This is a genomic window from Bdellovibrionales bacterium, from assembly GCA_016716765.1.
Lineage (GTDB): Bacteria > Bdellovibrionota > Bdellovibrionia > Bdellovibrionales > UBA1609 > JADJVA01.
In genome coordinates this window covers 1-14,319 of record JADJVA010000009.1, presented here as the reverse complement: position 1 = coordinate 14,319, position 14,319 = coordinate 1, and the positions used below count along the sequence as shown (strand labels likewise).

Below are 14,319 nucleotides of genomic sequence, written 5' to 3'. Positions count from 1 at the left end.
CTTTTCCCACGCTATCGTTTTGATAGAGCTCTATTCCTCTCGACTTCCTCAAGAAGATTCATGTGTTTTTGAAATCCATGCTTCTTCATGTTTCAAAATCGGACCGACGGAGCTCCTCCAAGAGGTCCATGGCCGCTTACAAACTAAACGCAAAAACAAACGAGGCACCTCCCAAAGCAACATATGCCCCCCCCGAATTCGAAATTCATTGTATTTGTCCCGCTTGATGGACTTTGTAATATTGACCAAAAAAAATGGATTTAAGAAGCTCGGAAAAAATCGTATGAGATCATATCGGCGGAAGAAACCAACTAGCCAATCTGGCATGAGAGGCATAAGAACGATGAATGCATGATAACTTCTTGAGAGTCTGCTTTTCTCAAGCTCCGTGCCACCAGAAATATGACCCCGCGAAGATTGATTCGTCTCTATAAATTCGATTTGCTCGGGCGACAGAAGTTTCCGCTTTTTTGCCAAGTCAAGTATCTCAGTAGAAGGATAGTAACGAAGCCAAAAGACATAGACGTGCCAGGGACGAGCCTTCCGCACCAAATCCACTGTACGATCTAAATCGTTCTTGGTTTCTGAGGGGAGTCCAATGATAATATCAACGGTGACACGAATTCCTGCATTCCGCAAGGCTTCCATTGCCTTCAATATCTGAGCATCACTCGTTTTACGATGCATTATATCGACACGAAGATGCTCGGAACCTGACTGAATTCCCATTTCAACCGAATCACAACCACTTTCAGCCAAAATTTCAGCGATTTCCGTATCGATGGTATTTGGGTAAACCCAGGCAAAATAGGGAATCCCCACTCTTTCTCTATATAGCGCACAGAACTGCCGAATCCACTCCTTGTTATAACTAAAATCCTCGTCGTTGAATCGGACATGTTTAATATCATAACGTTTTTGAGCCCAAAGAATTTCGTCAACAACCCGCTCAGGACTATGGCGACGAGTCCATTTTTGCTTTATTCCATTTTTTCGATACATCAAAATGGAGGAGTTATTATCACAAAAGGTACATCTATATGGACAACCCCTGCCCGTCATTGTCGTATAGCCATGATTTAAATACGGCATCGTCTGGTAATATAAATCCTTGTCGGGAAAGGGAAGTATATCCAAGTCCTCAATGAGGGGACGCATAGGATTCACTTTGCAAATGCCGTTTGCTCTATATCCGAGACCTAAGATTGTGCCAAAACCAATGTCGCCTGACTCAAGCGCATTGACCAATTCCAACAAGGTCAGCTCACCTTCTCCACGGATAATAAAATCAACAGAAGAATTCGCTAATACTTTTTCCGGAAAAAATGTTGGATGGCAGTTACCAAAGACGATGGGGATATCGAAGACGGATTTTATATGCTTCGACCAATTCAGAGCCCATTCATAATCATCGGAGACAGCGGAGAAAGCAATCAGATCAGGCTTTTTCCTTTCAATTTCTACAAGGCCCTCACTGATACTGAATTTCTCAAAGAGCCGACTGAATCTCTTGAATTGTATCCACGGATTATCAAATAATCTAGGGTCATTAAATAGCTGCGTTACATGCCCATGCTTTCTTAGGAAAGCCGAAAGGCATTGAATACCGCCCATTTCTTGCTGTGGATTAAAAAATAAAACAGTCACAAGGTGTCAGGATATTGCGAGGAACTTGCAAAGGCAATACCCGTCAGCTAAGCTTTTTATGTTTTCGACAATCATTTTTGGTTTGCAACTCTGATCACAAGGAGCTGGTATGTCACATTCGGATCTGTCATTCCTACAAAAAGTGAACTTCTCAAGCATGCTTATCGGACAACAATTGGCAGCGGGCCCTGAATCATTTTTGTCATGGCGTAGAGCTTTTTACGAAGAATTGCATTCAAAACTGAAGGATGCTCCGGAAGGAAAGGTTTTGCCCATCGCGCGTATCGACAATCTGGGTAAAAGAGAATTTTTGACGCGATACTACGACAAATCTCAGCCTGTTGTGTTTAAGGAAGCCGCGAAAAACTGGCCTTGTTGCAAAAAATGGAGTTTGGATTTCTTTGAAAAGGAATATTCCAATACCGATGCCCTTATGGTGGAAGTGGAAGGCCTCACGGGACACGGAGTCAACAAGAAGTTTGATATAATGACCATTGGCGAATTGATTAAGGACATTCGCAGTAGTGGGAATAAATATCTTAGATTTAGTCCAATCGTTAATAACTACCCAGCTCTAAAAAGCGATGTTGATTTCTCCTGGCTTGAAAGCTTTGTAACACCTCCGGCATTTGGAAAAGCCCACTATTTATTTATAGGTGGAAAAAACTCTTTCACTCATCTCCATTCTGACCAACCGTGCAACCTGTACGTTCAGGTTTCTGGGCGCAAAAAGTGGACTCTCATGTCCATGGAAGACTCAGCTCTTGTTTACCCACAAGTGACAAAGACAGCTTATTTTAAAACTGAGGTGGATTTCAGGTCCCCAGATTTTGATCGATATCCGTTGCTAAAAAAGGTCAATCGCTATGAGGTCGTGTTGAATCCAGGCGACGTCCTTTATGTTCCTCCTCACTTTTGGCATTACATAGAAAGTCTTGATGATACAATTAGTCTTGCATTTCGATGGTCCTCTCTATCTGCGGCGCTCAAATCCTCTCGGCTTTTTACCACCCTCCGAATCCTCGCACAGAGCCCTTCCGTATGGAAGGTATCCAAATATGGAAAGATAGACACCAACCTCATTTGGGCAGAGGCAAATGGCACTCTCAAGGCCGTAATGGACAAACTAAAAAATCGAGAGAAGGCACGAAGCGAGCTTGGTAGTCACTAAAAGAAAATCGACCGAATTTGTCTGTCTGGCTCTCTTACTGAGCCTGGCAGTCTATTTTATTGGAAGGCGTTTTTCGCTTTTGAGTTCCGATGAGACCAAACAGCAAATTGTTTCTCAATTGGAAGCACTCACACAGCTAACCGGATCAAATCCTGCCTATACAATTGCCTTCTTAATGACTGCACACCTCATTTGTTCCTATTTTAGCCTCCCCTTTTGCACTCCAATCAACATCGCCAGCGGTTATCTATTGGGATTCTGGTCTGCTGTCTTTTCAATCTCTGCGATAACACTTTTCAGCGCTGCTCTCGGTTACACAACAGGACGCTATGCTTTCAATTTTGTGTCTCGTGCGTTTCCCAGAATTGGTCGTCAATCAAAATTAATTGGCTTTAACCCCCAGCTAGGTGCACGCAAGTTCCTCTATTTGGTTCTTTTAAGACTCAGCCCTTTTATTCCATTCGGGGTGCTCAACATCACTCTTGGCTATACTCGTCTCCCACTTCTGCATTTCTTTGCCTCGACCTCCCTTGGAGTTTTCTTCGATATAGTCCTACTGATCCAAATTGGAGTCTCACTTAAAAGACTTCATGGTTTTAGTCTTCATGAATTTGGCAGTATCCTCGGAGTTTTTTTTCTATTTCTAATTCTCTTTCTCGCAATGATATTAAAAAAATGGAAAATCCCCTTAGTACCTGAAAAAGGAAAAATTGAGCAAAGTGATTAAGAATCATTTACTTTGTATCAGAGGAACCTCGTCAGTTATTGTGTGTTATTTATTTTTTAATTTACTTCTTTGACCGCAAGGTTCCTGAGAAAGAACAATCGGATTTTGTTGTTGAGAGTCGCCCTGTATGAATCCCTGAAGATAGGCAACTGAATTTCGACTATCCCTAACTGGCTGTGGAAAATAGACCTTAGCCCCCACGTGAGCGCCCTCTCTGTCCAAAACATCTTTCATTTCTCCGCCCAATAGAACGACGTCAAAGGCTGAAGGCGATTTTTCTCGCATGACCAATACATGCAAACCATTCGCACTGGTTCTCAATTTCCCATTTAATAAATAGATGCCGCAATCAAAAGAAGGACTGGGAGACCACGGCATCACAGTCCCCCGGTGACGGCTTGATTGCCCGCTGCACCCAAGCAAAAATAGAGTCAAAAGCAAAGTCAATCGCAATCGCAATCGCAATCGCAAACAAATTAGATATAAAAGATTAATTAAGAACAGAATTCTCACAGTCAAGCAACCTCTCAAATCGTTCCTTTACAAAACGAAATTCTGGATAGGGAAATAACACCCGTAGGTTTTCAACTCTCTCCCGATAAATACGCCTCTCAATATCCTTTCGACTGATTTGTTTTGAACGCATGGCCCCCCTTGCGTTTGACATAACTTCGTCAATAACACGACGCCAATGATCGACTTTTAGGAAATCATCGGAAATGAAGGGGCTATACTTGCCCCGATTTGCTGCGAAATGGTCAATCGCCTTTTGGTTAAGAACCAGATCAAACTCCTTTTTGTGGTCCAGAGACAACAATAGGTGTTGGTAGGGAAAATGATATCGATTTTGGATATCACGAACTTTCTGCCGATCTTCTTCGTTCATTACCTCAAAATCGTTTCCGTCATTGGCATATTTGGCGATAATCTCTGTACGCTGTCTATTGCCCTCAATCATTTGATTATAAATATTTTCATATTTCTCCTTGATAATCTCCCGTCTCCACTGATTATCGAGGATCATCAAATCCTGATAGATAAGGTTAAACATTTTTTCATATTCGACCACTATCTGACGTCTTTCCACTTCCAGCTTACTTTGACAAAGTCCCTCGCGAGCAGAAATTCGGATAGTTGGGTCCAATTTATGAAATGTAAGAAAACGAAGCTGTCTCTTTCCCTCATCTGGCCATGAGCTCAAATCAGCGCCATTATCGCGAGACAACTCCGAGAAGAGCTCAGCCTCTTGACAAAAGGTTTGAACAACATCATAAATTAAATAATCACTAGATAAAACTGGCGTCGACTGAACTCGACTCTCTGTCAAAATAAATTCCTTAAGGGCTTTCAAAGTCAACTGAGGCTTCAGCTTAAAAAGTTTGCTCCAACTACTTACATCCCACTTAGATCCTTCCGAGTAATACGCTCCCAACTCATCGTGGTGGCTATTTGCATAAGCACAGCGATTCTCAGCATAATGGTAATCTAAAAATTTAGGCAGACCCAAAATAAATGGAGGTGGCTTTCTTTCGTTCGAAACAATCAAGGTCCCGGCATAACACTGAAGAAAAATCGATCTGATCAAAGTATGATCAGAAAATTCCCGGTACATTTTTTGGAGCGCGGGAGCTGTCAGGTAGTCTCCATTCCACAAAGAAAGAGACTGAGGGCCTCCATGATCACCAAAAACAGCTGTGAACCATAAGGGATTCGAGCGTTGGATATCTCCTAAAGTGATTTTGAGATTTTCTGTAGTGGCGGCCAAAAACGGTTTTTCTAACTCCAGGCCTGGACTAAACTTAATGAGACCAGTCTCATCTCTATCCTGTTGGCCATTACTGATCGCAACAACGGTTCCTCCGGGGCCACCGGCATTTAAGATAGTAGCTTTTCCATAAAAGAGATTATAATGAAATGATTTAAGATCCTCTTCATTGGTCGAATTGTTAGCTAATTCGATATAACCACCATTTACGTATAGAAATTTTTTTCGGTCTCGCAAATCCGGAAGGCCCTCAAGGTAAATTGGCCCCTTTGCTTCATGAATTATTCGGCCCGAAATATTCCTCAAAAGGGGATCCAAAGATGAGCTATACCCATGCTCGAGATGCGGACCAATTAATTCATATTCTAAACGAAGACTCGTAACAAAATTAACAAAAAAGTCCTCGTCCGCTAAATTCCACTTCTTTCCGAAACGAGAGGACATAAGCTGGTTAAATAGAATTTCAAAGCGTTTAGCAGATGAGTCACCCTCTCGCCCCCAGATGCGGTTAAATTCTAAGTCATCTCCCAAAACCCTTAAACGAAACAATTTGGTAGCAGAGTTAACCAGTTCCTCCTTGTCGCTACGCAATGTTAGATACCAGATGTATCCAGACAGAACTTCCTCCTTCGAGAGTGTCCATCTTTCCATTTTTTCCAGCACAAGTTTCTGAACAGGTTCAGCAAATACCTCAGCTTCAATATTTTGAAACTGCTCTGGCAAATTTTCGAACTGATTTGGGTTGCCATTTGAATCAGATCGTTCCTGAAAGAGAGTTTCAATGAAGCCAATATTTCCAATAATTTCCTGATACCAATTGACCCTTCGGACATCCTCATCACTCTGATTATCGTTCGAAAAGTGAGACTTATACTCATCCTCGGTCATCAGATATTTTAAAATCCTACGTAAGAAACTTATTTTTGTCATTCGTCCCTGATTACTCGACTGTTGGTTTGCTCTCATCACTAATTCATCCTGAACTTCCTTTCTCTTCATGACTGAGAGCTGAGACAAAAGGTGCGCGATCTTATCTACTTCATTAACACTCTCAGTATTCTCGACAAGGCCATATTCGTAATTAAGAAATCCATCCATTTCTTCGGTTAGCCTAGAAGCTTTGTCTTTCGGTAAGGTTTCAGAACCACCCCATTGACTTCCCTCAGTCTCAACAAGTTCACTTTCAATTTCTTTAAGAAGCATTCGCTTCAATTCAGAATTCTGAGATCCTGCGATCATTAACGTGTACCATTTCCAAAATTGCCGAAACATTTCTTTCGTACGCAAAGCCTCCCATTTGTTTTTGAAGGCACTTTGAATCTCAGGGTCTTTGAAATGCAAATAGACATTATAGAGATAAGATTGGATTGGCTGGAATTTTTCATGCATGAGGTCCGTTGGGATTCCACCTAGAAATTCCTTGGCTTTCTCCTTTCTTTGACTCTCTAATTGTCCGAGACGATCCTCCAAAAACTTATCTCTTTTAAAGTATTGGAGCAAAGGCCCAGCGAAGCCTTGAAGTCGACCCTTTGGATCAAGGAGGGAAAGATCGAAAAAAATCTCTAGATCCTCAAAGGAAACTCCCAGGATATCAGCTAGAGCCAATAGTCGATTCGATTCCAAATTTCCTTCAAAACGAAATCTCAAAAAAATATCGATCATCTGGTCTACGAAGACATTCTTCCTACCCTCTGGAGTTTTAAAATCCGTGCTGCGCGCCTGCAGTCTTTTGTAAAAGTCATTGATCGGATTCCGGTATCGGTGAACGCCCCCCAAGCCATGGTCATCAAACATGTCATACATCCACTCACGGCGACCGTAATGGTGATTTCCGCTATCGATTATCTCCCGTATTTTTCTTTCGTAGACCGAGTCGCTCCCCTCTATGCGGGCAGAAATTAGATTCTTCGTTTGCAATAGAATACTTTGATTTTTTGTAGCTGATATAAAATAGAGAATGTCGGTGGAGATTTGATCGTGTAACTCACGAGTCAGGGACAACTTCACATACCCGGAGTAGAGAAGTTCCGCAGGCAATTCGTCTACTATCTGAACCATTAGGAAACGCGTTTGATTCCATTTATTTTGAAGATCATTCAATTTTAGATCTGCCTCTTCCTGGCTATTTGCGACAGGAGAATCTCTCACAAAACTGTCCAATGCGGCTAAGGTTTCAGTTACTCTTCGACGGCGCTCCGATTTCCACCATTGCTTGTATGCCTCATTGCCACCCAGCAAGGATGAAAAAATACCGGAAACAGCCTCTTCAATATTTTTTGATGATTGATAAAAGTTAAGATTGCCCTCTAACACCTCGACGTACCACCCAAAAGGAAAATGCAAATCGCGCCAATAGTCCCCGATCACCTCATAAGGAAGCTGATATGGAAGCATCGAATTTTGTTGCTGCTGAACCAATTGGTAAAGGTAATTGTGAATCCTCTCACGAAAGAAATTCCTTTTTTTATCTTCGGTTCCTTTAACATTTTCGTATATTTTCTTCTCGAGGAAGATTGATTTCTCACGAATTTTGAGATCTCCTCCGAGATAGGCCGCCAGAGTTAGATCACAGTATCCACATTCATTTATTTTAGTCAGAACTTCGAGATTGCTCTCTAAAAACTGACGGACCAGCGGATTCCTCCAATTGTACGTAAGTGATGACCAATATCTCAATGCCCTGTGGCTGTTGTTGTTAGAATATGGAGCTCTGCCCTTTTTGGCAATTCCTCGATAGAACTGAATTGAGTCTTCGACTGGGGGGCCCCAATCAGCATGAGAAAATCCAATAAAGCCAAAGCCAGTTAAAAACGCAAGAAGACTTAAGGAAAGAACAAAACGTGATTTCAAATAATTACTCTATTTTGTCTAGACTAATTCTAATTACTCTAAATTTTAATCTTGTAATTTTTCTTTATCTTGCTGTTCAATCAAGGATTTGGCATCAGCAACAAATTGGCGGACCAGAGCTGCAAAAAAGTCTCCGCTTTGAACATCTCCGGGTATTCCGTCAACTAAAAAGGCAACTATGGCCTCATCATAATAGATTTCATGATCAACAGAATACTTCTCTAAGTCCTCAACATACTCTGCACCCTCATTCCCTCTCATTGATTCCAATCCCACTATCAGTTTTTCGATTAGCTCCTTCCCTGCTTCCAGCCTGCGATCGGATCCCATTGTCTGCAAATCACTCACAAAATGGACAAGCAGAGCAGCCTGAAAGGAAATCCGATGAATCTCGGCTAAGTCATGAGCTGCCTCTATGGTTTGGTTGACAACTAGCTCTGAGCCAGGAACGATCCTGAGATTTTGTGGAATTCGAGCTTCGGCCGCAAATAATGCAAGACATAAAACAAGAAACGCAGGAATACGAATGTTCATATGTTACTCCTCTTAAAGGCCTTGGCCATTAATTTTTCTACAATGAGGAGCCATATAGCACGATGCTGGCCTTTCCCTTAAGAAAGGTCTGGTTTGAATTTACAACATGTTTTCAGAAAATATAATAATTGCAAAACCGTGTAAGAAGCACATCTTCTCGCAGCTGTTTAGGCGGTAACGATAAGTGTCGATTGGGTATTTCCATCGATTTCTGTCACGCGCCCAATGTACTGGGATTGAAAGAACTTGCCCCTGACTCTATCAAGTACGAGAGCTAGATCATTTTCTGATATGGCGAGCAATAAGCCCCCAGATGTTTGGGCATCAAACCCGAGCAGAAGGCGCTCTTCTGGCAAGCCTTCAGCAGTTTGAAGAAAACGATCTACATATTCCCTATTCGTCCGATGGGCTCGATTTCGAACACCGGCACGCAAGCACTCTAAAGCCCCAGGCAAAACAGGGAACTTGGAACTTTGCAGTTCAATCCGAACCTGACTCCCTAGTGCCATTTCTAGGGCATGACCAAAAAGACCGAAACCAGTTACGTCAGTCGCCGCATGAATATCAATGTCTGAAAGCATTATCGGTAACGAATTAAGCTTTGTCATAGATTCGATCGCTGAATTGACCCATGAAACATCTGCCTTGTTATCTTTATGGGCCGAAATGATCGCCCCTGTGCCCAGCCCCTTTGTCAGAATAAGAACGTCACCAGGCTTCGCACCAGAGTTCGTCCAGGCTCTTGATTTATCGACAAATCCAGTCACTGAAAAGCCCAGTTTAAGAGTCTCGTCATCAATGCTGTGCCCGCCACCCAAGCCCGCTCCTGCCTCTTCGATCTTCTCTAAGGCTCCATTCATCATGGGCTCCAGAAGTTCGATCGGGAGCTGAGACATAGGAAAAGCAAGTATTGTCAAAGCGAGAGCCGGAGCTCCTCCCATCGCATAAACGTCACTCAAGGCGTTGGCCGCGGCGATTCGACCAAAATCCGCCGGATCGTCCACAATTGGCGTGAAAAAATCTAAGGTATTAATCATCAGCCGCCCATCTCCAAGATCCCAAAGAGAGGCATCATCCATGTGTTCCATTCCAAGGATCAACTCGCTCGGCCTGCGAATTTTCAGATGGGATAGGATGCGCTTCAATTCCCCAGCAGGTAACTTAGCGGCGCAGCCACCTTTTTTAACCGATTGGGTAAGACGAATTCCAGTTTTTGATGATTCCATGTTATTTCTCAAAACCTCATTAAAAATAACAGCAGAAAATGACAGAACTGCTGCATTCGAAAACCTCTCGTGATCCAACCGGCACAGGCTACAACGATTGGATTCGAGGTTCCAGGAGGATTCCTTTCCGTGAATATTTTATTATAGACCACAGATCAGTATTCAATGTTATAGATGTTCATGCTTTCGACTCTCCTTCCATCAAAATGGATTCAATTTTTAATTGGTTTGGGCTTGGTTTTGCTGGTCTCTTTCGCTTTTTTTCCCAAGAAAGCGGAATCAAATAGGCAGGCCGTTTTTCGATTTCATTTATTGGGAGAACCCATCAGCTTAGATCCAGCCCAAATCTCGGGTGCATCGGGAAACTATCTTTTTCACAACCTCTATAGAGCCTTATTTCGCTATAAAAAGAACGGAGGCTTGACTCCTGATGGAGCCTCTCATTGTGAACGACAGGGAGATCTTCGTCTCACCTGCTTTCTGCGACCTGATATGAAGTGGAGCGATGGAAGCCCGGTCACGGCCCACCAATATTTACACGCCTTTCGGCGTTTGATGAATCCCGAATTGAAAACGACCCAAACGGAGTTGCTGTTGAGCCTTAGAAACGCGCGAGAAATTCTTTCAGGCCACCTGAAACCTCAGGATTTGGGAGTTAGGGCTCTGGACGATCTCACATTGCAGTTTGAGTTTTCAGAGCCCGATTTTGAATTTGAATACCGCCTTGCATCCCCTTCGACAGCCCCTCTTTTTTCGGAGCAATTCCCACCTCTTCAACAGGCCAACCGACTGATCGTCAACGGCCCCTACCAAATTACCAGCTGGAAGTCCTCAGGCTCAATTCGCTTGAGTCCCAATCCGTACTACCCAAATCCCGACGCCCGTCCAGAAGTAGAAATTCTCTTCGTCAATGACGATACAACGGCTCTACGCCTCTACGAGACCGGATTTTTAAATTTTCTTCGTCGTGTACCCACTTCTTTGCTGTCGAAATATCGCCAACGATCTGATTTCTTTCAACTGCCACTTTCAAGATTTGATTACTTGGGCTTTGGCCCAGACCTGAAGGATCAACCAAACCTTCGACGTGCCCTGACTTTGGCACTTGATTACGACGGTCTAAAGCGGCTGTTCTCTGCTCTCGGCCGACCAGGTTGCCCAAGTTTTCCCGAGAATTACAGAGAAAAGTCCTCTTGCTACCCATTTGATCCAGACAGAGCCAAGGAAATTCTCCAGTCCACCCGAATCCAATCGGAAATTCTATCAAATGCTCGAATTTCATTTAGCACAATGGGCGGAGATGACATCCAAAAAGGGATGGAATGGGTTCAAGCGCAATGGAGCGAAAATCTTAATCTCCAATTTGCCATCGAGGGTAAAATGCTCCAGGATGGGAAATTTAGCGGATAGGCACTCACTGAACTTAATCAATTGGATCTCACAAATCTAAAAGTGACGAGAACTAAGGATGACCCCAAATAGAATGCCTAGGCTTTGGTTCCTTTTTAAAAGAGGTCTGATCAAAATGAGGAAGAAGAAGAAATGGCATTTGATAAGATACTAATAACCCGATCAAATTCAATCTGTTTTTCAACTGATAGCTCCTTCGGACCTTTGCGACGAATTCCGATAGCCAAATCTGCGGCCGTTATACCTAAATGAGGAGATCTATATCCTGGATCCGCTCCATAGGTCAGCAATAGCTCTACCATGGGCAGAAACCCCTCTTTCGCTGCATACATGAGGGGGCTCCATCCCTTTTTATCTGGTTGATTCACATTGTATCCACCAAGCTCCCAAATAAACTGCGCCATTTGCGTTTTTCCACTTTGAACAGAGGCATGAAACAAGGAGATCCCCTCGCGCGAGACTACTTTTGTATTAACACCCCTCTTTTTCATAACTCTCACGGCCGACAGGTTAAAAGTCCTCAAAGCTTTAAAAATGGCTGTCTCCCCGTGGGGATCGGCCACTTCCAGATCTGTCCGATCTGACTCCAATATTTCCAATACGATATCCTCAGCACCCGCAGTCTCAATCGCAACCATGAGGGGAGTCTTTCCATGGGTCGAAACCAGGTCTCCTCCACCACCGATCAGATTAGGATTGGCCCCATTCCTCAAATAATAAATAACATCAACCTGATTTTTCTCCAAAATTGCTCGCATCAGGAGAAAATCCATTGGACATAACTGTGTTCGCAGAACAACCTCGCTTGAGGAACCAGGATATTTGTTCAGTGTGTTTCTCCTCAAGAGCCCAGATAAATGCTTGCTGAAGGCTTACCCTTTTCGGAAAAAAGACGGCGACAAGATCCTTTTCGCTGTCTAGTGCGATGTTGATAAGATTGCGACCGAGATGATCCACTTTATCCAATCCTCTCGTCTCTGTTGACATCATGGCTAGAATGGCCCTCTGCAAGTTCAGTTCGGTCGCCAACATCAGAGGAGTATAGTTTTTTGAAATTTCTTGAATGTCACTCCGGGCCTTGTTCCTGAGAAGGATTCCTACCAACGGAAGACAGTTTTTTCAACCGCAATATGAAGCGCAGTTCGTCCAGTCACAGCATCAACTTCATTTACTCGGGCCCCTGCCTTGAGGCGCCAACACTCCAGAAACATCTGCATTTTTTGACAATTGTATCAAATCTTTATCGGGCCTTACATGATTGCCTCTGTTATCAGAATATTTGGTGAGAAAATTTTTTGAGGTATACTTTAGCAGACTTTGACTTCATAAAAATCAGCTGAGACTTCTTATTTTAGTGGACTTTCTTTGTATGATATCACGCCTACCAAAGCGGTTTTATCCTAATTAAGTTTTGATTTAAAATCAGGGCCAAAGTTTGCCTTTCTCGGTCCTTCTTCTTTTTGGTCTATTTTCAAACTAGCTTTTCAATTTTGACTTTGATCGCAATCAAATTTAAACAGACCCGACAACCTAAATTTTTTAGAGGCATTTTACGGTGGCCACCAGCTTGTTAAGAAATTCAATTCTCAGATTTTGTCTCACGGCTATTTTTCTTTCTGGATCTTCGTCTTTTGGTAAAGAGACTTCTTGCGCTAGCTCTCTCAATGGCAGGGCATCAAATTTTTTTGAACTTGAAATAAGACGACAGCTGGACCAGCAGCCCGTTTTGAAATCTTGGTACATTCAATTGTTTGCACGGAATTCAATTCGTGATCGCATTTTGAAAGAGTGTCATGAAGGAGACGAATGTTTAGAGAGAACTCTTACGAAGGCAATCGAAACTTCATTTGAGAAATTGAATTTTTCAGGAGGCAAGCGCTATTTTTATCTCGTTGCTGGTATAGCAGGAACTTCCGCCTTAACTGCAGGGACTTTGGCACTGGTTAACGATAAGGGCATCGATTTTTTTCCAGCTTTCACCGTGGCCGTTTTCGGTCAAATTTCTCTTCTGACAGCTAATTTGCTGGCACCTTTTCTTGAACCGATATCTAGTCGGATAAGGCGGGCAACTTTTGCCTTAGCCCGGAAAAATGGAAGCATCAGCCCAGAGCACCAAAGTTTAGAAAGACAAGCTGATGTCGTTCAAGCGACCTACACTCTGCGAGAACAACACGCAACGGATCGAATCCTTTCACTCAGGGGCGCACTCCAATTTAATCTCTTAGTCATTCGCGACTTGATTCAATCCGGCAACAGGGCAAAGATTGCGCATCTATTGGGTGATGCTGCCATGTTAACCTATCGACATTTTAGAGATCTTGATCCAAATGAAGTCACAATAGTCAGTGCGGTTAGAACTTCTGTCTTGGCTGCAATAGATGACCCGGATGAGTTATACACTCAAACAATGGATTACCTCATTCAACAGGGCAATGGCTTGGATTCATTGCGTCTCGCAGGCTCGCAAAACTCAGGCCTTTCAACTGAACCAGCAGAATATGAAAGCGACTACTATCGACGTTTGCTTCGCGCTTGGCTTGGACTTGGTGTTGATCTTGGTGAATAAATGAGAGCAACGAAAAAAATCACTTCGTCTCAACATCTGCGTTAACAATTTTCGAACCGACCCTATTAATCATCCACCGACGACCAAGCTCAATATAACTAAAGACGGCAGGAATTACGATTAGAGTCAAAAGAGTAGAAATAAATACTCCTCCCACAACTGCAATCCCTAAAGATCTCCTCTGGCTGGAGGCCTCATTCAACCCAATGGCGATTGGCATCATACCCGTGATAAGAGCGAGAGATGTCATGACAATTGGCCTTAGTCGGGTTGTTCCCGCTTTCACGATTGCATCAGTCAAATCCAATCCGTCCTGAAGCCTTTGATTGATGTAATCAACCGAAATAACTGAGTTTTTCGTCGCTAAACCCATTAACATGATACAGCCGATCATTGAAAACAGATCTAAGCTTGATTTCATAA

Annotated in this window: 12 protein-coding genes; 4 read left to right on the top strand and 8 right to left on the bottom strand. The window is 43.0% G+C overall.

Annotation, left to right across the window (positions count from 1 at the left end):
• Positions 1 to 48: 48 nt before the first annotated feature.
• A complete protein-coding gene (locus tag IPL83_06550) occupies positions 49 to 1,647 on the bottom strand; it encodes a B12-binding domain-containing radical SAM protein (protein ID MBK9038802.1) in 1,599 nt (532 codons plus the stop codon).
• A gap of 109 nt (positions 1,648 to 1,756) precedes the next feature.
• Here IPL83_06550 and IPL83_06545 point away from each other — a divergent pair, with 109 nt between their 5' ends.
• Together IPL83_06545 and IPL83_06540 are read left to right on the top strand one after the other, a co-directional pair.
• On the top strand, positions 1,757 to 2,818 hold the full coding sequence (locus IPL83_06545; GenBank protein ID MBK9038801.1) for a cupin-like domain-containing protein: 1,062 nt from the start codon (positions 1,757 to 1,759) through the stop codon (positions 2,816 to 2,818).
• Positions 2,805 to 3,545, top strand: a complete 741-nt coding sequence (locus IPL83_06540) for a VTT domain-containing protein (GenBank protein MBK9038800.1) — start codon at positions 2,805 to 2,807, stop codon at positions 3,543 to 3,545. The genes IPL83_06545 and IPL83_06540 overlap by 14 nt, the downstream gene beginning before the upstream one ends.
• Before the next feature lie 45 nt (positions 3,546 to 3,590).
• Here the strand turns inward: IPL83_06540 and IPL83_06535 are convergent, their stop codons facing one another.
• From IPL83_06535 to selD, 4 genes are all read right to left on the bottom strand, one after another.
• Complete coding sequence (locus tag IPL83_06535; GenBank protein ID MBK9038799.1) at positions 3,591 to 3,923, bottom strand: hypothetical protein; 333 nt, start codon at positions 3,921 to 3,923, stop codon at positions 3,591 to 3,593.
• 112 nt (positions 3,924 to 4,035) lie between these two features.
• Positions 4,036 to 8,160, bottom strand: coding sequence for a hypothetical protein (locus IPL83_06530; GenBank protein ID MBK9038798.1), 4,125 nt, complete (start codon positions 8,158 to 8,160; stop codon positions 4,036 to 4,038).
• A gap of 45 nt (positions 8,161 to 8,205) precedes the next feature.
• The gene (locus IPL83_06525; protein ID MBK9038797.1) at positions 8,206 to 8,694 is read right to left on the bottom strand and encodes a hypothetical protein; all 489 of its coding nucleotides are present in this window, start codon (positions 8,692 to 8,694) and stop codon (positions 8,206 to 8,208) included.
• Between the two features lie 167 nt (positions 8,695 to 8,861).
• A complete protein-coding gene (selD, locus tag IPL83_06520; GenBank protein ID MBK9038796.1) occupies positions 8,862 to 9,920 on the bottom strand; it encodes a selenide, water dikinase SelD in 1,059 nt (352 codons plus the stop codon).
• Between the two features lie 180 nt (positions 9,921 to 10,100).
• On the opposite strand from selD, the gene IPL83_06515 reads away from it, so the two are divergent.
• Positions 10,101 to 11,330, top strand: coding sequence for a hypothetical protein (locus tag IPL83_06515; GenBank protein ID MBK9038795.1), 1,230 nt, complete (start codon positions 10,101 to 10,103; stop codon positions 11,328 to 11,330).
• Between the two features lie 110 nt (positions 11,331 to 11,440).
• Here IPL83_06515 and IPL83_06510 read toward each other — a convergent pair whose 3' ends face one another.
• Entirely contained in the window at positions 11,441 to 12,088 is a 648-nt protein-coding gene (locus IPL83_06510) for an ankyrin repeat domain-containing protein (protein MBK9038794.1), read from the bottom strand.
• Complete coding sequence (locus IPL83_06505) at positions 12,057 to 12,434, bottom strand: hypothetical protein (GenBank protein ID MBK9038793.1); 378 nt, start codon at positions 12,432 to 12,434, stop codon at positions 12,057 to 12,059. Before IPL83_06505 ends, IPL83_06510 begins: the two co-directional genes overlap by 32 nt.
• 451 nt (positions 12,435 to 12,885) lie before the next feature.
• Here IPL83_06505 and IPL83_06500 point away from each other — a divergent pair, with 451 nt between their 5' ends.
• A complete protein-coding gene (locus tag IPL83_06500) occupies positions 12,886 to 13,896 on the top strand; it encodes a hypothetical protein (protein ID MBK9038792.1) in 1,011 nt (336 codons plus the stop codon).
• A gap of 19 nt (positions 13,897 to 13,915) precedes the next feature.
• Here IPL83_06500 and IPL83_06495 read toward each other — a convergent pair.
• Positions 13,916 to 14,319, bottom strand: a 404-nt coding sequence (locus IPL83_06495; protein ID MBK9038791.1) for an efflux RND transporter permease subunit, incomplete at its 5' end; no start/stop codon positions are given.